At 46.0% G+C, this 23814-nt stretch carries 25 protein-coding genes; 18 read left to right on the forward strand and 7 right to left on the reverse strand.

All coding sequences use genetic code 11. The features are described 5' to 3' along the window. The 6 genes from NL930_RS07445 (at position 1) to NL930_RS07470 (ending at position 3431) form a co-directional block, all read left to right on the forward strand. Positions 1-474 (forward strand): 4Fe-4S dicluster domain-containing protein, encoded by a 474-nt coding sequence (locus NL930_RS07445; protein ID WP_254376196.1) that lies wholly within the window; start codon positions 1-3, stop codon positions 472-474. Positions 475-477: 3 nt separating this feature from the next. Further along, the gene (gene hypA / locus NL930_RS07450; RefSeq protein WP_254376198.1) at positions 478-840 is read left to right on the forward strand and encodes a hydrogenase maturation nickel metallochaperone HypA; all 363 of its coding nucleotides are present in this window, start codon (positions 478-480) and stop codon (positions 838-840) included. Beyond that, positions 827-2251, forward strand: a complete 1425-nt coding sequence (locus tag NL930_RS07455; RefSeq protein ID WP_305880137.1) for a glutamate synthase subunit beta — start codon at positions 827-829, stop codon at positions 2249-2251. Before hypA ends, NL930_RS07455 begins: the two co-directional genes overlap by 14 nt. Positions 2252-2591: 340 nt before the next feature. After that, positions 2592-2735 carry a hypothetical protein gene (locus NL930_RS07460; protein ID WP_254376200.1) on the forward strand — a complete coding sequence of 48 codons (144 nt, stop codon included), beginning with the start codon at positions 2592-2594 and terminating at the stop codon, positions 2733-2735. A 59-nt stretch (positions 2736-2794) separates the two neighbouring features. Next, entirely contained in the window at positions 2795-3148 is a 354-nt protein-coding gene (locus NL930_RS07465; protein WP_041963471.1) for a hypothetical protein, read from the forward strand. After that, a complete protein-coding gene (locus NL930_RS07470; protein WP_254376202.1) occupies positions 3141-3431 on the forward strand; it encodes a hypothetical protein in 291 nt (96 codons plus the stop codon). Before NL930_RS07465 ends, NL930_RS07470 begins: the two co-directional genes overlap by 8 nt. A gap of 278 nt (positions 3432-3709) precedes the next feature. Here NL930_RS07470 and NL930_RS07475 read toward each other — a convergent pair whose 3' ends face one another. Continuing rightward, positions 3710-4534, reverse strand: coding sequence for a LysR family transcriptional regulator (locus NL930_RS07475; protein ID WP_254376204.1), 825 nt, complete (start codon positions 4532-4534; stop codon positions 3710-3712). Positions 4535-4629: 95 nt separating this feature from the next. Here NL930_RS07475 and NL930_RS07480 point away from each other — a divergent pair, with 95 nt between their 5' ends. The 4 genes from NL930_RS07480 (at position 4630) to NL930_RS13395 (ending at position 8684) form a co-directional block, all read left to right on the forward strand. Next, complete coding sequence (locus NL930_RS07480) at positions 4630-5895, forward strand: aconitase/3-isopropylmalate dehydratase large subunit family protein (protein WP_254376206.1); 1266 nt, start codon at positions 4630-4632, stop codon at positions 5893-5895. Beyond that, complete coding sequence (locus tag NL930_RS07485) at positions 5892-6395, forward strand: 3-isopropylmalate dehydratase (RefSeq protein WP_254376207.1); 504 nt, start codon at positions 5892-5894, stop codon at positions 6393-6395. Before NL930_RS07480 ends, NL930_RS07485 begins: the two co-directional genes overlap by 4 nt. A gap of 2 nt (positions 6396-6397) precedes the next feature. Next, positions 6398-7309, forward strand: coding sequence for an alpha/beta fold hydrolase (locus NL930_RS07490; protein ID WP_254376209.1), 912 nt, complete (start codon positions 6398-6400; stop codon positions 7307-7309). A gap of 724 nt (positions 7310-8033) precedes the next feature. Then, complete coding sequence (locus NL930_RS13395; RefSeq protein ID WP_373028073.1) at positions 8034-8684, forward strand: methyl-accepting chemotaxis protein; 651 nt, start codon at positions 8034-8036, stop codon at positions 8682-8684. 48 nt (positions 8685-8732) lie between these two features. Here the strand turns inward: NL930_RS13395 and NL930_RS07500 are convergent, their stop codons facing one another. Together NL930_RS07500 and NL930_RS07505 are read right to left on the reverse strand one after the other, a co-directional pair. Next, positions 8733-10298: a bifunctional GNAT family N-acetyltransferase/carbon-nitrogen hydrolase family protein gene (locus tag NL930_RS07500; protein WP_254376211.1), complete on the reverse strand. Its 1566-nt coding sequence runs from the start codon at positions 10296-10298 to the stop codon at positions 8733-8735. A 147-nt stretch (positions 10299-10445) separates the two neighbouring features. After that, the gene (locus tag NL930_RS07505) at positions 10446-10757 is read right to left on the reverse strand and encodes a DUF1104 domain-containing protein (RefSeq protein ID WP_039676185.1); all 312 of its coding nucleotides are present in this window, start codon (positions 10755-10757) and stop codon (positions 10446-10448) included. A gap of 132 nt (positions 10758-10889) precedes the next feature. Between NL930_RS07505 and NL930_RS07510 the strand changes: the two genes are divergently transcribed. Genes NL930_RS07510 through NL930_RS07520 form a run of 3 tightly spaced genes read left to right on the forward strand, consistent with a single transcriptional unit; the run spans position 10890 to position 12920 of the window. Further along, positions 10890-11525 carry a response regulator transcription factor gene (locus NL930_RS07510; RefSeq protein ID WP_254376213.1) on the forward strand — a complete coding sequence of 212 codons (636 nt, stop codon included), beginning with the start codon at positions 10890-10892 and terminating at the stop codon, positions 11523-11525. Then, positions 11512-12561 (forward strand): HAMP domain-containing sensor histidine kinase, encoded by a 1050-nt coding sequence (locus NL930_RS07515; RefSeq protein ID WP_254376215.1) that lies wholly within the window; start codon positions 11512-11514, stop codon positions 12559-12561. Before NL930_RS07510 ends, NL930_RS07515 begins: the two co-directional genes overlap by 14 nt. Next, positions 12558-12920 (forward strand): hypothetical protein, encoded by a 363-nt coding sequence (locus NL930_RS07520; protein ID WP_254376217.1) that lies wholly within the window; start codon positions 12558-12560, stop codon positions 12918-12920. The genes NL930_RS07515 and NL930_RS07520 overlap by 4 nt, the downstream gene beginning before the upstream one ends. 25 nt (positions 12921-12945) lie before the next feature. Here NL930_RS07520 and nifK read toward each other — a convergent pair whose 3' ends face one another. The 4 genes from nifK to nifH are packed head-to-tail and all read right to left on the reverse strand — an operon-like array spanning position 12946 to position 17295. After that, on the reverse strand, positions 12946-14490 hold the full coding sequence (gene nifK, locus NL930_RS07525; RefSeq protein ID WP_254376218.1) for a nitrogenase molybdenum-iron protein subunit beta: 1545 nt from the start codon (positions 14488-14490) through the stop codon (positions 12946-12948). Positions 14491-14500: 10 nt separating this feature from the next. Continuing rightward, on the reverse strand, positions 14501-15955 hold the full coding sequence (nifD, locus tag NL930_RS07530) for a nitrogenase molybdenum-iron protein alpha chain (protein ID WP_254376220.1): 1455 nt from the start codon (positions 15953-15955) through the stop codon (positions 14501-14503). A 36-nt stretch (positions 15956-15991) separates the two neighbouring features. Beyond that, positions 15992-16351 (reverse strand): hypothetical protein, encoded by a 360-nt coding sequence (locus NL930_RS07535; protein ID WP_039676094.1) that lies wholly within the window; start codon positions 16349-16351, stop codon positions 15992-15994. 32 nt (positions 16352-16383) lie between these two features. Further along, positions 16384-17295: a nitrogenase iron protein gene (gene nifH / locus NL930_RS07540; protein ID WP_039676092.1), complete on the reverse strand. Its 912-nt coding sequence runs from the start codon at positions 17293-17295 to the stop codon at positions 16384-16386. Positions 17296-17672: 377 nt separating this feature from the next. Between nifH and NL930_RS07545 the strand changes: the two genes are divergently transcribed. The 5 genes from NL930_RS07545 (at position 17673) to NL930_RS07565 (ending at position 23812) form a co-directional block, all read left to right on the forward strand. Then, on the forward strand, positions 17673-18974 hold the full coding sequence (locus NL930_RS07545; protein ID WP_254376221.1) for an OprD family outer membrane porin: 1302 nt from the start codon (positions 17673-17675) through the stop codon (positions 18972-18974). Positions 18975-19169: 195 nt separating this feature from the next. Further along, on the forward strand, positions 19170-19844 hold the full coding sequence (locus tag NL930_RS07550; protein ID WP_254376222.1) for a response regulator transcription factor: 675 nt from the start codon (positions 19170-19172) through the stop codon (positions 19842-19844). Position 19845: 1 nt separating this feature from the next. Beyond that, positions 19846-21489: an ABC transporter substrate-binding protein gene (locus tag NL930_RS07555; protein WP_254376430.1), complete on the forward strand. Its 1644-nt coding sequence runs from the start codon at positions 19846-19848 to the stop codon at positions 21487-21489. After that, positions 21482-23146, forward strand: a complete 1665-nt coding sequence (locus tag NL930_RS07560) for a HAMP domain-containing sensor histidine kinase (protein ID WP_254376224.1) — start codon at positions 21482-21484, stop codon at positions 23144-23146. Before NL930_RS07555 ends, NL930_RS07560 begins: the two co-directional genes overlap by 8 nt. A gap of 99 nt (positions 23147-23245) precedes the next feature. Beyond that, positions 23246-23812: a cytochrome C gene (locus NL930_RS07565; protein ID WP_254376226.1), complete on the forward strand. Its 567-nt coding sequence runs from the start codon at positions 23246-23248 to the stop codon at positions 23810-23812. The last annotated feature ends 2 nt before the right edge of the window (positions 23813-23814 follow it).

The raw sequence follows: 23814 nt of genomic DNA on the forward strand, positions 1-23814 counted from the left end.
ATGCGACATCGATTTATTGTAGCCGACTCGCGCAAATGTATCGGGTGTTTAAGTTGCGAACTCGCCTGTGCCGCCGCCAATGCGGGCATTAGTTTTGAAGAAGCCTATACGACCAAGCGGCCGCTTTTTTCGCGCAATCGCGTGGTAAAAATCGAAGGGAAAACCGCACCGCTTCAATGCATGCATTGCGAAGATGCGCCTTGCGTGAGCGTCTGTCCGCACGGTGTCATCGAAACGACGGGCGATACGGTTCGCCTCAACGAAGAAGCGTGCGTCGGTTGCGGTACGTGCGTCTTGGTTTGTCCCTACGGAGCACTCGCGCTCAACCCTCAAAAAGGGCGTCTGATCGCGCAAAAGTGCAATCTTTGTTTTCATCTTTCCACAGGTCCCTCGTGCGTGCAAGTCTGTACGACCGATGCGATTCGCGTGGCGGATTATGATACGTTTGAAACGCTTCAAGCCGATAAAGGCTAGAACGTGCATGAGTATTCCATCGTCGCATCGCTGATCGACGTGTGCGAAAAAGAGGCGAAAAAGCATCGTGCCAAAGCGATTAAACGCCTAAGTGTTCGCATCGGACGCCTCAGCGGCATCGAGATTCATTTTTTAGAACAGTGTTTTGAAACCTTTAAAGAAGATACGATCTGTCGCGACGCGATCTTGGAAATTGAAGTGTGCGACGTCGTGCTTGTGTGCAAAGCGTGCGGCACGCAAAGCGTCGTAAGCGAAAACCGTTTTGTCTGCCCGAAATGCCAAAGTGCGGAAGTTAAGATGATCGGCGGACAAGAGTTACATGTCAAGAGCATAGAAATTATCGAGGAAGAGCATGAGAGAGTATAAAACCGTTGCAAAAGCATACCCGAAAAAGCGTCCGGCAAAGGAACGTACACAGGATTATTATCCGATTTACCATAACTTTGAAGAGAACGAAGCTAAGGCACAAGCTAGCCGTTGTTTGCAATGCCCCATCGACCTTTTGCGAGGGCTTGAGAGTGAATTTACGTTCTGCCGTACGGGCTGTCCGCTCAATAACAACATTCCCAGATGGCTGAAAAAAACCTACGAACATGACTACGCAAGCGCATTCGAACTCTCCAACGCACGCTCGCCCTTCCCTGAAATTTTAGGTCGCGTTTGCCCCAAAAAAGGCTTATGCGAAAGTGCGTGTACGTTAGAGAAAACGCCCTATCATGCCGTTTCTATCGGCAACGTCGAAGTCTATCTCAACGAAAAAGCCATCGAAGAGGGAGCCGTTCCTTTTTACGGTCGCGCCAGCGAACGCACGTTCAAAGTCGCGGTCGTTGGGTCCGGTCCTGCGGGGCTTAGTTGTGCGACGTTCTTACTCAGAGCCGGCATCGACGTCGAGCTTTACGAGAGGGAAAATCGCGTGGGCGGACTGTTGATGTACGGAATCCCCAATTTTAAACTCCCCAAAAGCGTCATTTTACGCCGTTTCGAGTGGATGAAAAATGCCGGAATGAAAGTACACCTTAATACCGAAGTCGGCAAAGACGTCAGTTTGAGCGAACTCCAAGAAAAATTCGACGCCGTCTTTTTGGGCTTGGGTGTTCCGATCGGTCGTTGCGCGGGTATGGAAAACGAAGACGCCAAGGGGGTGTATCAGGTGATGGAGCTTCTCACGCAAACGCAAAAAAATCTTTTAGACCATGCGCTTCAACAATCGATTTTACGCGACAAACACGTCATCGTCATCGGCGGCGGAGACTCGGCGATGGACGCTCTTCGCACCGCGATTCGCCATAAAGCCAAAAGCGTGACATGTGTATACCGACGAAACGAAGCAAGCATGCCCGGAAGCCCTGCCGAAGTCGTCAACGCCAAAGAAGAGGGAGTGGTATTTCGCTTTAACGCTCTGCCCAAAAAAGCTTTAGTCGATGTGAACCGTCACGTCGTCGGTCTTGAAATTTTAGAAACCTATCTTGATGCAAACAACCGTCTGCAAACCAAAGAAGAGAGCGTGCAAACCTTACCGGCGGACAGTATTATCTTGGCACTCGGCTTTGAGGCGAAGCGTTTTAGTTTTTACGAAGAGTTAGACCTTGCGATAGGTCGCTCCAATACGCTGATCGTCAATGAAAACAAAGAGACGAGCCATCCTTTTATCTTCGCGGGCGGCGATGTGGTCAGAGGCGCAAACTTGGTCGTCAACGCCGCACTCGACGGAAGAGAAGCCGCCGTTGCTATCGCTCGAAAACTAGGCATCATGGAAGATCAAAAACTTTACATGTAAGAAGTGGGAGCGACCAAAACGCGCTAAGGTCTCTCCCTCCTCCTTTAAAATTCTCAAAAACGGGTAATTTCGTAACATTATAGAATCTATTTCCATTCTTTTCCTTAAACGTACCGTATTCTTTAAAATAAGAGTATAGTGAAATTAGTCGATAAGAATACCGACCTTTTTGTTCGGGTTCTTTCTTCCGCGCATTTTAAAGTGATCTAGCGACAACGAGGCATATTCGAACGTGTCCTGAAAGGAAGAATCGTTCACTAACATTTGTAAGTCCTGTGCCTTTACGTTTTCACCCCTCTACCCCATATCTACCGACCTAACCGAATCATAAGGAAATTTCATGTTTAACGACAAAGCAAAAACACCCGATACAAAAAAAATCGACACGCCGGTTGAACCGAAAATCGAAGAAGTTAAACCTGTTGAGCCGAATAAAGATGCTCCCGTCGTAACGCCTAAAAAAGACGATACGATCAAAGCGTGAACACGCGTGACGTTCGAAGCTACATGCGAACGTCACGCTATAACGAAAAAGGAGATATTATGATGGATAAAGAACTATACAGACAACGAAAACAAATACAACTCAACGAATGGAAAAGCGGTATGGTCGTCTTTAGAACACAAGCATTCGCCGCACGTACCAACGTACAAGTAGAACTTGCAAAGCATGTCAAGATGCTTGACAACACTATAGAAGAACTTAAACTGAAGCTAACGGAATTAGCCAAAATCACGGGAAATAATTTTGACGTATCGAAAAAAATATTTGAAACACATTACGAATCGCTGAGAAAAGCCCTTGCGGAAACCCCTTCGAAATTCCAAGCGATTACTTTAAAATCCTCCACCCAAGATCTATCAAGTTATCAAAAATCAAGGACGAATCATGAGTGAAAAAAACCTATATGAACAAAAAATACAAGCCGAACTTGATACATGTAAAGCCAAAGTCGCTCACTTTAAAGCAGAAGTTTCAAGAGCAAATGCTACGGTTCAAATAGAAATGAATAAACAAATCAAACAACTTGAAGATAAAATCAATGAAGCTCAAGCTAAACTCGTAGAGCTTGTTGCCGCAAGCGAAGAAAAATTCATAGCGATGAAAAAGGGAGTGGAATCGATCTGGCAATCCACCAAATCCACCCTACACCACGCATCTAAACATTTCGGTAAATAGACTGCTTGCAAAACGCATTTGAAAGAAGAAAAAGCACCCAAGGTGCGCGGCGGGCTTTGCACCGAAGAAAACGCAGTGTTAACGTAGTCTTTAGAGCTTTGCTTTAAAGACGTGTCAAGAGTTCTGCAAGAAGGCTAATAAAAACATCGGGAGCGCGCAGTCAATCCCGCCGCTTCCTATGCGTTCACGGTTGCTAAAACTATCCTTGCTTTTGAACAAACAGCATTTTTTTAAATTTTTCAACTTTTCTTACCCTACGCAATCTTACATGTAAGGTTTTAGCCAAGCGTACGCAAATAATCCGCGATAAACGGCACGTTGTCTTTGCGGCACACCAAACGCGTCTGCAAGTCACACTCGAATTGCTCCAACTTCGTTAGCGTTAAAGCATCAACATAGCCGAATTTTTCGATGATTTTTTTGGATAAAAAGGCTTTTCCCATCCCTGCTTTCACGCATCCGAGCATCACTTCATAGTTTTCCACGATCATCGTTTGGTAGGTTTTATTTCCCGAATGCTTCTCGTATGCCTTTAAAAAATCAAAATGCGTGCTCTTTTCACGATACCCGATGAGCGTGTTGGGACAGCGTTTGTCTTTGGGCTCCACGAGGTACAAATCGTCGTTGAACTGATTGAGCACTTCGATGTCGGGATGTTTCGGATCGCCCGTGATGAAGGCAATATCGATTTGATACGCTAAGAGTTTTTCCAAAACACTCGGCGTTCCGCTTGTATAGACTTCCAAAGATATCAAAGGAAAATCATGTTGCACGGTCTCGATAAAGCTCAAAAGCCGTATGGTTGCGTTGGCTTGACTCGTGCCGATACGAAGCAGGGTTTGTTCTTTCATGTTTTGCATCTGCACCGCGGCATTTTCGATTTTCTGAACGATCTCTTTTGCCAAAGGATAGAGTTTTTCGCCCTCTTGGGTTAAAATGACGCCTTTGGGAACACGGTGAAACAAAGCATACCCCAACGTTTTTTCCAATTGCTTGATGCGAAGCGTGACGTTGGACTGCGTAAAACCAAGCTCCAAGGCTCCTAAGGAGATGCTTTTTTGCTCGCTTACCGCCACAAAAATTTTGAGAAGATTCGAGTCCATATTACCCTCCGTTATATTGTCTATGATTATACATTATTTGCTTTTATATAATTATTTATCATACAATTATCCAAAATCAAAGCGAAGGATTTTTAATGCATGCGATCGAAAAATTGCTGGCAAACAAAGCCGGAAAGGATAGCGTTACAACGGGCGAGATCGTCAACTGCGAAGTCGATCTTGCCGGTATTAACGACTTATACTTGCAAACGGTGCGCTCCTTTCACGAGATGGGCGGTGTCAAAGTCTATGATCCCAGCCGCGTTATGATGTTTCTAGACCACTATGCCCCCGCTTCGACCATTATGCAAGCACAAAACCAAAAGACGTTTCGCGCGTTTTGTTGGGATCAAGGCATTGAGATGCTCATGGACATCGACCAAGGCGTATGCCATCAAGTCGTTGCCGACAAAGGTTTAGCGCATCCGGGGGAAATCATCGTCATCACCGATTCGCATACGACCACGCACGGTGCATTCGGTGCTTTTGGAACGGGTGTGGGTGCGACCGATCTGGCCATCATCTTGGCAACGGGCAAGCTGTGGTTTAGAGTGCCTGAGATCATCAAGATCAACTTTGAAGGCAAACCGCGTCAGGGTGTTTATGCCAAAGACATCATCTTGCACGCCATCGGAGCGTTGGGTGCCGATTTTGCCGTTTATAAAGCGGTCGAATTTGCAGGCTCGACTTTGCAGTATTTGAGCATCTCCGAGCGTATGGCACTGTGCAATATGAGTACGGAGATGGGTGCAAAGACCAGTTACATCCAACCCGATGATGTTACGAGGGCTTTTTTAAACGAAAAAGTGACGCGCCCGTATGAGATTTATCATACCGACCCCGATTTTGTCTATGCGGCGCAGGTCAGCTTTGACGTTACGCATCTTCAGCCCAAACTTGCCGCACCTTCCAGCGTGGATAACGTCTTTGACATTCAAACATTCATCGATACGCCCGTCGATCAAGCCTATCTAGGATCCTGTACGGGCGGCAGATGCGAAGACATCGGCATCGCCGCGGGGATTTTAAAAGGCAAACATATTGCACCTCGCACGCGTTTTATTATCGTTCCCGCGTCCAAAGGCGTCTTTTTGGAAGCCATGGCAAAAGGGTATGTGCAAAGTTTGGTGGAAGCGGGGGCGACCTTTGTAACGCCCGGATGTGCGGCGTGTTTGGGCACGCACGAGGGAATGCTCGCCTCAGATGAAACGTGCATTACCACGACCAATCGCAACTTTCCCGGACGTATGGGCGACACCAAAGCACGCATCTTTTTAGCTTCGCCCGCCGCCGTTGCCGCCGCGGCACTCGAGGGAAAGATCGTCGATCCGACGCCTTACATCATCAAGGAGAACGCATGAACACGAACCTACAAGGAAGAGCTTTTGTTTTCGGTAACAATGTCGACACCGATCAAATCTATCCGGGCCGTTTCGTGCAATACACCGATGTCGAAGACGTTGCCAAATACGCGATGCACGGAGCCGACCCCGAGTTTATTCACACAATCAAACAAGGCGACATCATCGTCGCAGGTACGAATTTTGGCTGCGGTAGCAGTAGAGAACACGCCGCCATTACGCTCAAAGCCGTAGGAGTAGGAGCGATTATCGCCGAGTCGTTCGGACGTATTTTTTACCGCAACGCGATCAATCTAGCTCTTCCTCTTATCGTTTGCCCTCACATTTTAAAGCTCGTGCAACCAAGAGATATGCTCTTAGTGGATTTAAAAAGCGGTACGATTTCTAACGAAAAAGGCATTCTCGTAACCGCCGAGCCGCTTTCGCCTTACGTGATGAGCATCTTAGAAGCCGGCGGCATCAAACCGCTCATTCGAGCCCAACTTTTACGAGGAGCGTAACTATGGCATTGGAAGCTTATTTTCAAGGATTTGAAAACGTACATGTAGAGGTTGAAGAAGATATATTTATCAATACGTGGGTAGGCGGAAGCGGCGAAGAAGCCGTTTTATTACTGCACGGTCATCCTGAAAACTATCTCATTTGGCGCGATATTGCTCCTGCTTTAGCCCAAAAATACCGTGTGGTCGTAACAGACCTAAGAGGCTACGGCGACAGCTCCAAACCCGTAGGCTTTGAAGATCACTCCAACTACTCCAAGCGCGTCATGGCACAAGACAACGTACGCGTCATGCAAAAGCTCGGCATCGCCAAATTTCATCTCGTCGGGCACGACAGAGGGGCTCGCGTGGCGCATCGGCTGATTCTTGATCACCCCGAAAAAGTGCTGACATGTACGCTTATGGATATTTTACCGACCTATGACATGTACGAAGAGACCAACCGTGAGTTTGCGACCAAATACTGGCATTGGTTCTTTTATATCCAAAAGTATCCGTTCCCCGAACGTGCCCTTAGCGTCGATCCCTCTTTTTTCATTCATTTCAACCTGACCAACAAAGTCGGTCCCAAAGCGGCAAAACGCTTTTCTAAAGAGGTATTGGACGATTATATCCGTTGTTATGCCGACCCTGCGTGTGTTCACGGTATTTGTGAGGATTACCGCGCGTCGGCTAGCATCGACTTGGAACACGATAAAGTCGATAGAGCCAAACGCATCAAAACGCCGTTGCTGGTTTTATGGGGAGCCGACGGCGTGGTCGGAAAAATCTGGAACGTTTTGGAGGGCTGGGAACAGTACGCCGATAACGTTAGCGGTTTTGCCGTGCCCGAGTGCGGTCACTTTGTACCGGAAGAACAACCGCAAATCTGCTTGGAAGCGATGGCGGCATTTTTTGAACAAACCCGTCGGTAAAGAGTGAGAGCTCGGCTCTCGTTCTTTGCCTTGTCACTACCGATCACGCCGATAAGAGCTATACGCTTCGTTTTTACGACATGCCAAAAACACCTCATACGCGTGAAAAAAAGCTTAATATAGCCTGTTTTATAAAAAGAGAGTAACTTTATCTTATTTTTTGATGCGAATCAATCCTTTCTTTTTTCGTATGAAGTAGAATGCGAATTCTATTTCATACAGGAGAAATTTGATGAAATCTCTGTTTTTAAGAATGCGCGTTATACATATCGCCGCTTTTTTGATCCTTCCGCTCAATGCTTTCTTTTTTACGACCAACACGCTAGGGGCGTTCATTCAGTATACCATCGCGGTGATTCTCATCGTGCATGATCTAGATGAGAAAAAATGGGGTGTGGATCTAAGCCTCAAGATCAACCAAGCCTTAGCGTCGATGGACTTAACCAAAGCGATCACGATTAACACGAACTTCAACCAAGAATCCGCCAAGATGCTCGATTCGGTCATCTTTTTCAAAGAGAAGATCCGACATGCCATTCTTGGTTTTCAAGCCCATGCGACGACTCACGGGCAGATTTCAACGCAGTTGCAACAGATCGCTTCGTTTTTGCATACGCAAACCAAAGAAGAAAAAAAGATCATCGATGACAATACCAAGCATATCAACACCATGCAAATCGCCTTTGATGAGATCAGCCACAATGCGCACGAGAGTAAAGCGCAGATGCAACAGATCGGAACGTACCTTGGCGACACACAACACAACATCGCCGATCTAGGCGTTAAAATCGCCCAAAGCGTTCAAAAAGAGAACCAGCTTGTCACACAACTACACGCGCTCACACAGCAAACCAAAGAGACCAAGAGCATTCTTGGCGTCATCGACGACATCGCCGATCAGACCAATCTGCTCGCACTCAATGCCGCCATCGAAGCCGCACGAGCAGGCGAACACGGGCGTGGATTTGCCGTTGTTGCCGATGAAGTCAGACTTTTAGCGGAGAAGACGCAAAAAAGCCTTGAAGAGATCAATGTGACCATCACGTCCATCGTCGATGCGATCACGTCCATCGGCCAACAGATGAAGCACAACGCCTCAGAGATCAACATTCTCCAAGAGGTTTCAAGTAGTGCCAACGCTGTACTGGAACAACTGATCGTCGTTGCAACAAAAAACATAACACTCTCCAACGAAGTCGCCGCCAAATCGGTCGATCTAAAAGACGAAACCGAGCAGATCAAAGAAGCCTCCGGCAAGATCGAAACGATCTTTCACGCAACCTATGCGAAAAGCGAAGAGATTTTGGAGATTAGCACGGTGTTAGATCATTGGGGTGTTGCTCTGCACGAAAAACTCAACGAATTTAAAGTGTGAGAAAAAACGGTTGGTTTTGAAGCGCAACCGTTTTACATGTAAAGATTTTTAGCCTTTAACGACGAGGAAATCCTCTTTGTCACCACGCCAACGCAAGCTGTACAGATCGTGGCGACGCGAACGCATGTTGCGCACGCTTCCGCGCTCTCTTAGCTCCTTTAGAAGACTGAGATCAAGATCGGCAACCAAGGTCATTTCCGTATTGGGCGTGGCTTCCGCCATAATAGCATCGTGTGGAAACGCAAAATCGGATGGGCTAAAAACGGCGGCTTGGGAGTATTGGATGTCCATATTTTCCACTTTGGGGAGTGTGCCGACACTGCCTGAGATCGCCACGTAACACTCGTTTTCAATCGCTCTAGCTTGCGCGCAACGACGCACCCTTAAGTAGCTGTTTTTCGTATCGGTCCAGTAAGGTATAAATAAGATGTCGATGCCTTGCTCGGCTAAGAGGCGCGGCAGTTCGGGGTACTCGACATCGTAACAGACCAAAATGCCCACGCGTCCCACATCGGTCTCAAACACGCAGAGTTTATCGCCGCCGTGCATGCCCCAGTACGCCTCTTCATCGGGAGTGATGTGCAATTTTTTTTGCGCATCTTTCGTACCGTCACGTCGGCAGAGGTAACTGGCGTTATAAAGCGTGTTACCGTCGTATTCGGGCATACTGCCTGCGATGATGTTGATGTTGTAGCGCACTGCAAATTGACCTATTTTTTCGACTAAAGTATCGGTATACGCCGCTACGGTACGAATCGCCGTTTCTTGGTTTTCATCACTGCGCAATGCCATCAAAGGCGCATTGAAAAACTCGGGAAATAACACAAAATCGGCTTTATACCCCGCCATCGCATCGACGAAAAATTCGACTTGATCCAAAAACTCCTCGACGCTTTTGACGCTCCGCATCTGCCACTGCACGACGCTGACGCGAATAATACCGCGATTGACCGTCGGATGCGTATGAGGCTCTTCATAATCGACGTTGCTCCATTCCAAAAGGGTGGCATACTCACGAGATGCGGCGTCCCCTTTGAGATACCCTTTTAAAATGCGCCTGACGTGAAAGTCGTTGGCAAGCTGAAAGCCCAACACATGATCTCGAAGTTCTTTGTCTTTCACCCGTTCGATGTATTTAGAAGGGGTCATCTCGTGGGCATGTGCCGCGTAGCCCGGAATGCGCCCGCCTGCGATGATGCGCTTAAGGTTGAGTCGGTAGCAAAGCTCTTTTCTGGCATCATAAAGCCTACGCCCGAGTCGCAATCCTTGATAATCCGGATCGACGTAAATATCCAATCCATAAAGCGTATCGCCCTTGGGATCGTGCGTGCTCAGCAAACAATTTCCCGTAATTTGATCGTACGTATGGCGATCGCCGTATGTGTTATAATCGACGATCAGGCTCTGCGCCGCGGCAATGACTTTACCGTCGTCCTCGATACAAATCTGACCTTCAGGAAAAGTCGAAAGCTGTGCGCTAAACTCTTCGATCGTCCAACCCCCAAGCGTCGGATACACTCTATCCATAATACGTTTGACGTCATCATAATCTTCTGCTTGCAAATTGCGTAAAATAAGTTTGTTGGTCTGTTTTAATTCATCGTTGTTTCCCATTCAAAATCCTTTGATACCGTCGCAAATAAAATAACGTCGTTATCTTAGCACGCTTTGGGTTTAGGAGGAGTTGAATTTCAAACTTAATGTCAGTAGAGAAGTTAAAAAAGAGAGCCGAGGCTCTCTTGAAAAAACGAAGATAAAACCTTATCGACCGCCACGTCCGTTTCCTCTTCCGCCGCCGCCCGCTCCGCCGCCGTTAGCACCGGAATTTCCGTTACCCGCACCTACGCCGGCTCCCGTGCCGTTAGTATTGGCACGTTGGGATTGAGAGAGAGACTGCCTCTCTTCTTGTGAAAGCGCTTGCATTTTGGATTGCATGGCTGCTTGAAACGCCGCTCGATCTTCTGCGGGAACCGTTCCTCGCATTGCCGAAAGTTCCGCTGCGCTCATCGCGGAATAATCCACCGCAAAAACCGCTACACTAAGCATACATAATGCTAAAAGACTTTTTTTCATCATAACCCCCTTTGAAAAATTTTATAATGAAATTCTATAATGCAAGTGTTAGCAAATCGTTAAGGGAAAAAATTTTTTACTTTAACACTTCGTTAACGCAGATATGTTATGCTTTAGACCAAGGAGAGCGTTATGTCAAAAATTTTACTGCTTGAAGATGACTATCTTTTAAGTCAAACACTCATCGGTTTACTGAGGGAAGCGGGGTTTGAAGTAGCCCATGCCCAAGACGGTGAAGAAGCATTGTCTTTAAGCTACGATACGATTTTTGATCTTTACCTTTTTGATATTAACGTGCCTTTACTCAACGGCATCGACGTTTTAAAGCTTTTGCGCGATAACGACGATAAAACGCCGGCTTTTTTTATCAGCGCGTATAAAGATATTCAGACGATTACGAAAGCGTTTGAGGGAGCATGTGATGATTATATTAAAAAGCCTTTCGATTTCGATGAACTCGTCGTGCGAATCAAGGCGCATATTCACAAGCACAATCCGACGATTGTTTACGGGGCTATGCGTTACGATCTTTTAAGTAAACGTATTTACATAGACGATAAAGAGATGGATTTAGGGATCGTCGAAAAAGCGATTTTCGATCTTTTGATGCGTAATATGTGCCAAACGATTGATAAGGAGATGTTCTTCGACGCTATGGAAAAACCAAGCGACATTGCCCTACGCGTTCATCTTAGCAAACTCAAACAACGCTTTGCTTTGAATATCACCAATATTAAAGGCATAGGATACCGTCTTGAAAAAATATGAAAAAGAGGCGTTTTTAAAAACGTTCGGTATCTTTTTTCTCTCCTTAGCGCTGTTTAGCGGCATTGTTTCGTATTTTTATTACAAAGAACAAAAGCATATTTTAGGAGAATTTATTTTTTCGCAAATGCGAGAATTTACCTATAGCTTTCAAGGCTCGCCTTTTGAGCTTGACGTCGTTCCTTACGATGCAACGGTCGATCAGCTCAATCTGATCCCTTGCCCAGAGGGCATGTGCGGCTATTTTACGATTCCGCGAAGTAAACAGTCACTGTTTAAAGTAATTTTGCCTTACGATCAATACGTCGAACACGAAAACGGAATCGTTTATAAAGTGCTCTTGTTATACATGGGTGTTTTAGCGGCGATTTTCGTTTTTGCGCTGTTTTACTCTTTTTATGCGCTCTATCCTCTCAAAAAAGCACTCAATTTGCTGGAAGGTTTTCTCAAAGACGTCATTCACGACCTCAATACGCCCATTACGTCGATTTTGCTCAATACCAAAGCCTTGGCAAAACGTCGTAGCGACGAGGCACTCGAACGCATCGAATTGGCGGCGTGTACCATTGCATCGCTCTACCGCAATTTAGAATCGCTTCAAAAAGGATTTATTGCCCAAAAAAACGAAATCGATTTGGAAAAGCTTTTGCACACCAGAGCCAAACCCTATCAAAAGCTCTATCCGCACTTGAACTTCGTCTTTCAAACGCACTCCTACACACTCATCAGCGATGAAGACGCGGTGGCACGCATTTTCGACAATCTGATCTCCAATGCGTGTAAATACAACCGAAAAAACGGCTCGGTCGAACTGTGCAACCGTGAAAACACCGTGAGCATTTGCGATACTGGCATCGGCATTCGCGATACGAAACGCGTTTTCGAGCGTTACTATAAAGAGCAAAACAAAGGACTCGGACTCGGGCTTCATATCGTGCACTCTTTATGCCGACTTTTAGGGATCGACATTGACCTGCAAAGCACGCCGCAACAAGGTACGTGCGTCCGCCTTACATTTGCCTTGAAGGAGTCCTTGTGAAGCGTTTTTTCTTAGGGCTAAGCTTCGCCGTTTGCCTTTACGCTGAAGACCTTATCGATCAAGAGATCAAAAATACGTCCACGATTGACGATTTAACGACGAAAATGAACAATGCTCCCAAACAATACCGCCACCGCTACATTCAAGCGATCAAAGAACGCAGTGCCGATGAAAATCAAGCAAAACGCGCTTTAGCGATGCAAACTTTGCAAGAACACCATGTCAATACGTTAACGGGAAAAAACGAATCGACAAGCACGATTTCAGGTAACGGAAATACAAGCGGCGGTGGAAGTTCGGGAAGCGGAAGCGGTAATGGAAACGGCGGTCACGGCGGCGGCCGCGGAGGAGGAAAGTAGGTTGAGAGCCGAAGCCCTCAACGTTTTAGCGTACGCAATCGAAGAAATAATCGGTTTTCGCGATATCTTTCGTCTCTTCATCCAAATGATCTAACACGGCGTTGGTAATCCATGTTAAAAGATTTAAACATCCTTCATATCCGCTAATCGAATATCGGTGAAGGTGATGTCTATCGAAAATCGGGAAACCGATACGAATCAAAGGAATTCCCGTATCTCTGTAAAGCTCTTTACCGTAGACGTTACCGATCATAAAATCAACCGGCTCGGTGAACAATAAGCTTCTAAGTGCCCACAAGTCTTTTCCCATCCAAATATGGCAATCCTCTTTAAACGTACATTTATCAAGAATAGCCTGCATCTCTTTTTCCCAACCCTTACGCGGAGCGTTGTGGCAAAGTACATGTACGGGAACGGCTCCCATTTCGACTAAAAACGAAACGACGCCGAGTAAGAAATCGGGATCGCCCCAGATCGCAAACTTTTTACCGTGCATATACGGATATGAATCTTGCATCGCATCGACCAATTGCGCTCTGAGTTTGGCAAGTTCAGCGGGAACGGGTTTGCCCGTCAATTCGCTAAGCTTCATGACAAACGCGTCGGTTCCGTTAAGACCGATCGGGTTACATGTCACGTACTCTTGTTTCCATTCGTTTTTAATAAACTTGCCCGTTGTCGGCGTCGTATACTTTTGCAAGCTAATCGTCGCTTTAGCGCCTTTGGCACTTTTAGCTATTTCGATCGGCGTACCGCCCGCATAGAGTTTGTACTCGCCCGCACCGGTGTTCCATTGCTCTTCGTGATCGCCTAGCATAACGATCTTGTCGCTAAACATCGAAGCGATTTTTTTGACTTCTTTAAGGCTTCCTAAATACGTCTCAAAACCGGGGATGATGTTGATGCGCTCTTCATCTTTTGCTACTTCACCCTCGGGCGTCAAGGTTTTTAAGATCGCTTCCATCATATTGTCGTAACCCGTAATGTGGCTACCTTTGAAAGAAGGCGTATGTGCCGCCGGAATATAGGTCGTATCGAGTTCGCCTTCGGCTTCAGTGCGCGCACCTTTGACAAACGCATCCAAGTCGTCGCCGATAACTTCTGCCATACATGTCGTCGAAACCGCGATCATTTCAGGTTTGTAAAGTGCTTTACAGTTTCGTAAACCCTCTTTCATATTGGCCAAACCGCCGAAAACCGCCGCACTTTCGCTCATCGAGTCGCTGACGCACGGAGTCGGTTCTTTAAAGTGACGCGTAAAGTAACTTCTAAAGTACGCAACGCATCCGTGACTGCCGTGAACGTAAGGCATCGTGTTTTCAAAACCGAGGGCTGCCATGACCGCCCCTAAAGGTTGACACGCTTTGGCCGGGTTAATCGTGATGTGCTCACGCGCCAAGTTTTTCTCACGGTACTCCCATGATGTCATCCACTTTGCGACGTCTTTGACTTTTTCGGGATTGGTAGCACCTGCGTGACCTTCAAATTGCTTTTTATTTTTAAAAACCTCTTGGTATTCGGGTTTTAGAAAAAGTTTTTGTCCGTTGACAATGTTTTCTACGTCTTGCATGATGCCCTCCTTACTTTGATTCCCATGGCGCTTTGGTGTATCCCCATACCGGAGAATTCATAGCCAAGTCCATGTCTTTTGCGAAAATCGCGAATGCGTCGTATCCGTGGTACGGACCGCTGTAATCCCAAGAGTGCATTTGTCTAAACGGTAAACCCATTTTTTGGAAGACGTATTTTTCTTTAACGCCGCTCGCCACTAAATCGGGTTTGAGTTTTTTAACAAACGCCTCAAGCTCGTATTCGTTGACGTCATCGTAAATAAGGGTTGAACCCGCAAGCTCGTCTTTGGTACGTTTATAGTCGTCGCCGTGCGCAAATTCGTAACCCGTACCGATAACTTGCATACCGAGATCTTCATACGCGCCGATAACGTGACGAGGACGAAGTCCGCCCACGTAAAGCATGACTTTTTTACCCTCTAATTTCGGGCGATATTTAGCGATGACCGCATCGGTCATTGCCGTATATTTTGCGATAACCGCTTCGGTTTTGGCTTGAATGCTCTCGTCGAAGAAAGCGGCGATTTTGCGTAAACTCTCCGTCGTTTTGGAAGGACCGAAGAAGTTATACTCCATCCAAGGCACGCCGAACTCTTGCTCCATATGGCGTACGACGTAGTTCATACTACGGTAGCAGTGAAGCAAGTTGATTTTCGCTTTGGGCGCGGTCGTCATCTCTTTATAGGTTGCATCGCCGCTCCATTGAGCGATGACGCGAAGTCCTATCTCTTCGAGTAAAATACGTGAACTCCATGCGTCGCCGCCGATGTTATAGTCGCCGACGATCGCAACGTCGTAAGGCGTACTTTCAAAATCTTTGCGATACGAACCGTCCGGTAAAACCTCATCGCGGATCATATCGTTGGCGATATGGTGACCCAAACTTTGCGAAACGCCGCGGAAACCTTCGCACGATACCGCAACAGTCGGTTTTCCCGTCTCTTTTTTATACGCTTTGGCAACCGCTTGAATATCGTCGCCGATCAAACCGATAGGACATTCGCTTTGAATCGAAATACCGTTATTCAAAGGGAAAAGCTCGTCAATTTCGGCCAATGCGGCTTTGAGTTTTTTGTCGCCGCCGAAAACGATGTCTTTTTCTTGATAATCGGTTGAAAAGTTCATCGTAACATAGGTATCGACACCCGTCGTTCCGATATAATAGTTTCTTCTTCCGGCTCGAGAGTATTGACCGCAACCGATAGGACCGTGGCTGATATGAATCATATCTTTAATCGGTCCCCAAACGACGCCTTTACTTCCCGCGTACGCACAGCCGCGCTGAGACATGACGCCCGGAATCGTTTGTTTGTTGCTTTTGGTACTATCGCATGCACCTTTAACACCATCGGGCGCATCGACGCCCAAGTGTTTGGCTCTACTTTTTTTTGCTTTATCCGGATAGGCTTCAAGCACTTCCGCGATTACGGCTTGTTGCTGGCTTAGCAATGTTTCTGTCGTCATGGCTCTTTCCTTTAACTGATTTGAGAGCTATCGCGATTAAGCGACTTTAACTCTATAAAGAAGCATATCATCGAGTTTTTTACAAACAGCCGCCGTTTTTTCGCCATCAACCGCTTTTGAAACTTCACTCATTTGATATTTGTTGGTGTAATAAATCATTTTATATTCACCTTCAATGTCAGACTTTTTATAATAGTCTGCCAACGCTGTAAAAAGGAAAGAACCTTTTTCAACTTTAAGGTCTTCTTGTTTGACACCGTCACGGTTTTCAGAGATAAGAACGGCATAGCTAACATCTGAAAGATCGCCCGCTTCAGCCGTAACTCTTTCAACAACTTGCTCATGACTAATTTTATTTCCCATAGAGGCAGGGAAGTGGTATCCGCAAATAAACATAATGTGCTCCTTGTATGTATCTAGTGTATAAATTAAGCTGATGCTTTTTTGCCGATAGCGTCTGCTTCGACTTCTTCTTCCAAACCGAATTCCATCAAGAGTGCTTCAAGGTCGTCCATCTCTAACGGTTTAGGGATCACTTTAAGATCGTTGGCGATGATTTTGCGCGCTAATTCTCTGTACTCGAACGCTTGGTCGGATTTGTCGGCAAATTCAACAACCGTCATACGGCGAAGCTCTGCACGTTGAACGTGGTTACTTCTTGGTACGAAGTGAATCATTTGCGTTCCGATTTGCTCTGCCAAGTGTTTGGCTAGGTCATACTCGCGATCCGTCATACGAGCGTTACAAATAAGTCCTGCAAGTCTCACGCCGCCGGTGTTGGCATATTTCAAAATACCTTTAGAAATATTGTTTGCCGCATACATCGCCATCATTTCGCCTGACATAACGATATAAATCTCTTGTGCTTTACCTTCACGAATCGGCATCGCAAATCCGCCGCAAACAACGTCGCCGAGTACGTCGTAAGAAACGAAATCGAGTTCTTCGTCGTAAGCACCCTCTTCTTCCAAAAAGTTAATCGCCGTGATAACACCGCGACCTGCACAACCGACTCCCGGCTCTGGACCGCCAGATTCCGTACACATAATGTAACCTTCCGTAATCGTCGTATCATCGGGGTGAAATTCCGCCGCACCCGGTTTACATACGTCTTCGAGCTCCAAATCCTCAACCGTACCGACCTCTGATGCTAATTGCATAATCGTACATTGTGCTTTTTCATGCAAGATAAGACGTGTTGAATCCGCTTTAGGATCACATCCGACGATAAGAATTTTTTTACCGAAGTAGTGTGCCATTGCGGCAAGTGTATTTTGTGAAGTGGTTGATTTACCGATACCACCTTTGCCGTAGAAGGCAATTTGACGAAGCTCTGACATTGTGTTCTCCTTGTGTGAGTTTTTGTTCGAACGAGATATTGCATAGAGTGTTCCGTAGAAAAAAAAACGCGTAAAAAATTTGACGTATAGCGTAAAAAAAATCAAAAATAGAGCATACCGTGCTTACATGTCATCGTAGCGTATCCGTATCGAGCCAAAGCCGTTTGTCGAAAAAATCGTTTTAAAATCCCTTTGGCACTTTAAACTACCGTACGTTTTTGATATGCACATACCACCAACGCCGATGCTCTTATCCAACGCATCCGCCTTACATGTTAAAAGAAAAGCGTATCGAGAAAAAGTGTTCTTACATTTTTTCATCATTTTTTTTCTGTATATTACCTTTGTCATTCATTTTATTTTAAGGAGTGTGTTTTATGAAAAGTGCCAAATACAGTTTGGTTGCCCTCATGGCTGTGGGAGTAGTCTCTTCTCTTTGTGCCGCCGATACGCTTGCCGATGCATTTAAAAACGGCAAGGTAGGCGGAGAACTTCGTGCATGGTATTTCGATAGAGATAACGGAACGACGTCGCATCAAGATATTTTCAATACCGCCGTCATTTTGAACTACGTAACGGACACGTTCTACGGATTTCGTCTTGGAGCAACGATGCAATCCAATTATGCGCCGTATGCGGACAGTGATTCTAAAGATCTTTTCAAGGGTGACATGTACGGCTCGGGTGCTATGTTATCCGAAGCCTATATCGGCTATGCGATTGGAAAAACCGACCTTAAAATCGGTCGCCAATTCATCTCTACGCCGTTGGTTAGCGGTAGCGGTTCACGCATCGTCAAAGAGGCTTTCCAAGGGGCAGTCTTAACCAATACGGATCTTCCTTCAACGACGTTGATCGCCGCTTACGTCAACAAATTTCAAGGCAGAACCAGTACGCTAGCCGACGCTAGCGACGTCGGAGATATCGGCGATTTTACCAAAACCTATGCCCTTTCCGTCGGTAAAGGCGGAAGCGTGAGCAAAGCGTTTATCGACGATGCTTACAGTGCCGGAGTGATTAACAAATCGATTACGGGACTGACGTTAACCGCTCAATACGCCTTGGCGAACGACGTTGCGCATTTAGGCGACGTTAGCCTTTACCATGCCGAGGCAAACTACGTTCTTCCGCTAAACGGTTTTAAATTAGGATTTGACGCGATGTATCGTACGTCTCGTACCGACTCTGCACTCGATAACCTCAACTTAGAAGGTAGCTATTTCGGCGGTCGCGTTAGTATTATCGACCTTGCGGGTTTCGGTATCAGCGTTGCCGCGGCAACGTCGGATAAAAGCGACGACTTGATCGCGGGTGTCGGCAACGGTGCGGATAGTACCTACACCGGAAGTATCTTAACCTCAGCGCATACCTACGCACGCGATACGGATTCGTATATGGGTAAAATCTCATACGATTTCAGCAAAATCGGCGTCACGGGTTTAAGCGCGTTTGTCTTGTACGCGGATAACGACCAAGGCTATACGCAAGGTGTCGCTCAAACCAGCGGCGATTGGAAAAACACCGCATGTGACGTTACCTACGCTTTTGAGGGCGCGTTAAAAGGCTTTAGCCTCTCTTTACAATATGAAAAAGAGGACAACGACAAACGTAACGCCGCAGGCGTCAATACCAACGTTACGTCCGAAGAGTATCGCTTTAGAGCCAACTATAAATTCTAAGGTTTTCAAGGAGAGCGGCTGTATGCCCTCTCCTCTTTGACGTTTTGCGTTACCGAAGTGTTATCACGCCGCCCCTCACCTTCCCCTGATCTGCTTTTGCCATTTTTTCGCCATTTTTTTGTGTCATATTGAGAGTGCCGGAAAGACTTACATGTGGAATGGTATATAATCTCAGTGCTAGAATAAAGGTTTGTAATGACGCAAAATCCGCTGAAACATTTAAACATTTTATTTGTCGAAGACGAAGAGAATATCCGTAAGCATATCGCCAACGCTTTAGGCTATATCGTTCATGAGATCAAAGAAGCCTCCAACGGGCTAGAAGCGTTGGAAATACTCAAAACGTTTTCTCCCGATATTATTATGACCGATCTTGAAATGCCGATCATGAACGGCGTGGAGTTGATTACAACGATTCGTAAAAAAGAGATCAACACGTGCATCGTCGTTTTAACGGCATACACAAGCCAAGAGTATCTGCTACCGTTGATTAATATGCACATCGAACATTACGTGGTTAAACCCATCCGTTTTGAAAAAATGCTCTCTATTTTGCAACAATGTTGTTCAAAACTAGGCACCGGTAACGACCGCCGCGATTTGCCTCAAGGCTACGGTTACGATTGGAATCAAAAAATTTTGACTTACGAAAACCGGAGTATTACGCTCACCAAAAAAGAGATTTCGTTTTTGGAACTTTTATTTCACAACCAACACCGCATCGTCACCTACGAAGAGTTTCAAACCTACGTTTGGGGCGATGCGGTCATGACCGACGATGCGATTCGCTCTTTGGTGAGAAACCTACGCAACAAGCTTCCCAAAGACATTATCGTCAATCTCTCGGGGATCGGATACAAACTTGAATAAAATGCTTGCCAAAAGCCTTATCTGCTTTGCTTTAGGTCTGATACCTTTTTACATGTACGCCGCCGAGTCAACCTACGAAACCGACGATGCGGCAAAGATCAGCCTTGCGCATCGCGATCCCAATTCGCATTTACATGTCTATATCCCCTCGTTGCCCTATGCGTATATTATGCGTTTAATCAACGGGACGTTGGTGAGACTGGACGATTCTACGCGCGGTTGGGAGTATTTTATCGCGTATAAGCATGAAAAACGCGATGATCTGACCTATGATTTTTGGCTACGCAATGATGTAAAATTTCAAGACGGTACGCCCTTGAACGCCGATGCCGTCGTTGAAAATTTTAACCATTTTCTGCAAGGTGCTTTTACTTACACAGACATTCACCGCAAACTCAAATCCGTCGAAAAACTAGACGCGTACCGTATTCGCATCCACCTCAATGCCCCTTACGGTATGCTTTTTCACGATCTCGCACGCATCAATTTTTACACCAAAGAGTATTACCGACACCATCAATGGTCAAAAAGCATCACTGCCGAAAATACCGCTCTTGTAGGGCCTTTCGGTGCGGGACCGTATATTTTAACGCAAGGGTATGCAACGGGGTTAGCCCAAAGCGATACGGTTGTTTTAAAAGCCAATCCTTACTATTTTGAAAAATCGCAACCCTATATCCAAACTTTAACGATTCACACGCGTATGCCCATCGATCGCGTGATCGACGCACTGAGCAATAAAGAAGGTCAAATCGACATTGCCTTTATCCCGCTGAATAAAAAAACAGAGATCGTCAATTCAAAATACGCAAAATTATACACACTTCCCTCAACCACGACGCTGAGTTTTCATATGAATCTGATGAACCCCCAAACGCCTTTGCACGATCTTCGTATACGCCAAGCGCTGAATGAAGCTTTAAACCAAGAAAACCTCGTCAAATTTGCGTACAAAGGCGAAGGCGTTCCCTCTCCTTTTCCGATCTCGGCGAACATGCACGCCGCCAAAGCACTTTCGAATGCTTACATGTCACACCCGCCCGCGCGAATGAGCGACGAGGAGATCGCACGCATTTTAAACGGCGTTCATCTCAAAGTCGTCACGCAAGATCGCTTTTTATCCATCTGTAAAGGAATTGAATACCAACTCAAACGCTTCGGCGTCACGTTCAGTTACGATGTCACGAGCGATGAAAAATACGTTTTCAAACAACTCTTGACCAATCGTGAACACCGGTATGATTGGGATCTGTTATTGTGGGGAAACGAGGATTGGTACGGACATCCTTGGTCGAGCCTCTTTACACTTTACACGCCCAATCAATGGTGCGCCATCGACAAAGACGACGCGCTTGATGCTTACATGCGAACCCTCTTTACGCTCGAAAACAGCGATTCTCGTTTTTTACCCTTGATGGATACTATTTTGAAACATGTGTACGAAAAAGCTTACATGTTAAGCATTCCTTCTCCCAATATGGTCGTAGGCATCAATAAAGAAGTCGATTTTACCCCCTCAAGCGTAGCAATTATGCGTCTATGGGAAGCCAAACTCACACCCTATCATTGGTCGATTCGCTCGGCACCTCTGCCGCAAGAGCGTTTACGTTACCGTTTACCGACAAAGGTCTTACCCGATGAATAACCTCAGCATCCGCACCAAATTTCTCATTTTGGGCATTATCGCCTTTGTGTCGCTTTTATCGCTGGCACTTCTTTCGATGAACATTAATCAACGCGGCTTTGCCAACTTGCATCACGTCTTTACCGACTTCAAAAAAGTTCAAAACCTGCAAAGCAACTACATCGAACCGCTTTTTATGTTACGCGAAACGATGCTAACCATGGTCATGTCGCCCAACGACGACTATAAAAAGCGTGCGGATCAAAAGCTCATGCCCATTTTTAACAAGCTTGAAACGATGATCGAACAAGCTCCCGAACCGATAGCCGAACAATGGATTCGTTACAAAGAACTTTTGCTCACGACGCGCTCTTACGCCCTGCAAAGCTTTGACGAGGGCTCGTTTATGAATGCCGTTTCAGCGGAAAGAGACGCTTTTTACACGCTCATCGATTCATTGAAAGCCTTGCAAGAAGATCGTTTGGAAGCTTCGCAATCGACCTTTTCCAATGCCGAGAAGAACGTGATTCAAAGCCATTATTATTTGATTGCGGGGTTCTTTTTAATTGCTGTTATTAGCTTTTTATTTGATTCTGTTATCGTCAAACAAATCGTCGAGTCGATCGAAAAAGTTCAACACGGTCTGCAACAGTTTTTTAGCTATTTGAAAAATCCCGCCAAAACGGACGAGCAGGTTTTTATCAAGCTTGATCATAACGACGAACTCGGGAAAATGGCGCAAACGATCAACCAACATGTCGCAAGCGTGCAAGAGAGGCTCAATCAAGATCGATTGTTGATTCAAGAAGCGACGCAAACGGTAAATCATCTCAAAGAGGGGAAATTCGGTCAGCGATTGAGTTTAAGTTCCAACTACCACGAACTCAACGCGCTTAAAGACGTCATGAACGAAATGATGGACAGTTTGGAGCAAAAAATTCAAGAAGAGATCAAACAACGAAGCGATCAAGAAAAGCTTTTAGTCCAACAATCCAAACTTGCCGCGATGGGCAATATGCTCGGCAATATCGCCCACCAATGGCGTCAGCCCATCAGCGAAATCAACGCTATTTTGATGGAAGTCGAAGCCGTCGCGCGTTACGACACGTTAAGTCAAGAGAAGCTTCTCACGTACATCCATACCTGTTGCGACGTCACCGAACACATGTCCAATACGATTTACGATTTTCAAAACTTCTTTCAACCCTCCAAAAATAAAGAAAGTTTTAGCGTTATGGAAGCATGCAATAACGCCATCTCCATCATCAATGCTTCGCTCAAATACCATAACATCACGCTCAGCTATGATTACGCCGCCAAAGACAGTTTGATTATCGGCTATCCCAACGAGTTTGCCCATGCCGTTTTAAATATTTTATCCAACGCAAAAGACGTCTTAATCGAACGACGTGTTTTAGAGCCTTCCATTCGCATCAACATTAAAACGGGTAAGCACTTTACGATCATTCGTATCGAAGACAACGGCGGGGGCATCGCACCTGAAAATATCGATCGTATTTTTGAGCCCTATTTTACGACCAAACACGCCAAACAAGGCACGGGTATCGGGCTTTATATGACCAAAGCGATTATCGAGAACAACATGCAAGGCTACGTCAACGTCGAAAACACCGATCAAGGAGCACTCTTTTCGATCAAACTGCATTTACCGCTCTAAACGCCGTTTTTTCGCCATTTTTTTTCCACCAAATTCCCTTTTTTATCGCTTATACTCCTTTGTATGTTTCAAATATTTTAGTTACTACGGAGGTATTTTATGTGGAAACAAATCGCGGGTATCGCCTTGGCGTCAAGCGCGCTTTTTTCGAACGACGTCGTCTATTTCGTGAAAGAAAAGCCCGTTTATTTGGACGCAACATCCGGAAAAGTCGTGGGGAAACTTCTTCCTACTAACGCGGTCGAAATTCTTTCGCAAGAGGGTGATCGAATCAAATTTAAGATCACCGGGTATCAAAACAAAACTGCGCCCAACGTGATTTATTTTACCGACAAAGCGCGTATCTTTTCTTTAGCCTTTGCTAAAAACATCACGCCCGTAACGCAAATCGTGGAAAGCAAAGATCAGTGGAATCTCGTTACCGCTGAAGCGTACACCACTAAAGGGGATTTTGAAAAAGAGCTTCAGCCGATGATGGAGAAAGCCGCTAAACTCTATTCGGACAACTGCTCCATGTGCCATACGCTCAATGCCGTCGATCACTTTACCGCCAACCAATGGCCATCCACGTTTCGCTCGATGCTAGATCGAACGCCGATTCAAAAAGACGATGTGTGGTTAGTGACTCAGTATTTGCAAAAAAATGCCAGCGATATGAAAAAGTAAGA

Source organism: Sulfurospirillum sp. hDNRA2 (assembly GCF_024206095.2).
Classification (GTDB): domain Bacteria; phylum Campylobacterota; class Campylobacteria; order Campylobacterales; family Sulfurospirillaceae; genus Sulfurospirillum.

Coding starts and splice junctions, on each gene's coding strand:
- NL930_RS07445 (WP_254376196.1), top strand. CDS start 1: ATGCGACATCGATTTATTGTAGCCGACTCGCGCAAATGTATCGGGTGT.
- NL930_RS07455 (WP_305880137.1), top strand. CDS start 827: ATGAGAGAGTATAAAACCGTTGCAAAAGCATACCCGAAAAAGCGTCCG.
- NL930_RS07460 (WP_254376200.1), top strand. CDS start 2,592: ATGTTTAACGACAAAGCAAAAACACCCGATACAAAAAAAATCGACACG.
- NL930_RS07465 (WP_041963471.1), top strand. CDS start 2,795: ATGATGGATAAAGAACTATACAGACAACGAAAACAAATACAACTCAAC.
- NL930_RS07470 (WP_254376202.1), top strand. CDS start 3,141: ATGAGTGAAAAAAACCTATATGAACAAAAAATACAAGCCGAACTTGAT.
- NL930_RS07475 (WP_254376204.1), bottom strand. CDS start 4,534: ATGGACTCGAATCTTCTCAAAATTTTTGTGGCGGTAAGCGAGCAAAAA.
- NL930_RS07480 (WP_254376206.1), top strand. CDS start 4,630: ATGCATGCGATCGAAAAATTGCTGGCAAACAAAGCCGGAAAGGATAGC.
- NL930_RS07485 (WP_254376207.1), top strand. CDS start 5,892: ATGAACACGAACCTACAAGGAAGAGCTTTTGTTTTCGGTAACAATGTC.
- NL930_RS07490 (WP_254376209.1), top strand. CDS start 6,398: ATGGCATTGGAAGCTTATTTTCAAGGATTTGAAAACGTACATGTAGAG.
- NL930_RS13395 (WP_373028073.1), top strand. CDS start 8,034: ATGCAACAGATCGGAACGTACCTTGGCGACACACAACACAACATCGCC.
- NL930_RS07500 (WP_254376211.1), bottom strand. CDS start 10,298: ATGGGAAACAACGATGAATTAAAACAGACCAACAAACTTATTTTACGC.
- NL930_RS07505 (WP_039676185.1), bottom strand. CDS start 10,757: ATGAAAAAAAGTCTTTTAGCATTATGTATGCTTAGTGTAGCGGTTTTT.
- NL930_RS07510 (WP_254376213.1), top strand. CDS start 10,890: ATGTCAAAAATTTTACTGCTTGAAGATGACTATCTTTTAAGTCAAACA.
- nifK (WP_254376218.1), bottom strand. CDS start 14,490: ATGCAAGACGTAGAAAACATTGTCAACGGACAAAAACTTTTTCTAAAA.
- nifD (WP_254376220.1), bottom strand. CDS start 15,955: ATGACGACAGAAACATTGCTAAGCCAGCAACAAGCCGTAATCGCGGAA.
- NL930_RS07535 (WP_039676094.1), bottom strand. CDS start 16,351: ATGTTTATTTGCGGATACCACTTCCCTGCCTCTATGGGAAATAAAATT.
- nifH (WP_039676092.1), bottom strand. CDS start 17,295: ATGTCAGAGCTTCGTCAAATTGCCTTCTACGGCAAAGGTGGTATCGGT.
- NL930_RS07545 (WP_254376221.1), top strand. CDS start 17,673: ATGAAAAGTGCCAAATACAGTTTGGTTGCCCTCATGGCTGTGGGAGTA.
- NL930_RS07550 (WP_254376222.1), top strand. CDS start 19,170: ATGACGCAAAATCCGCTGAAACATTTAAACATTTTATTTGTCGAAGAC.
- NL930_RS07555 (WP_254376430.1), top strand. CDS start 19,846: ATGCTTGCCAAAAGCCTTATCTGCTTTGCTTTAGGTCTGATACCTTTT.
- NL930_RS07560 (WP_254376224.1), top strand. CDS start 21,482: ATGAATAACCTCAGCATCCGCACCAAATTTCTCATTTTGGGCATTATC.
- NL930_RS07565 (WP_254376226.1), top strand. CDS start 23,246: ATGTGGAAACAAATCGCGGGTATCGCCTTGGCGTCAAGCGCGCTTTTT.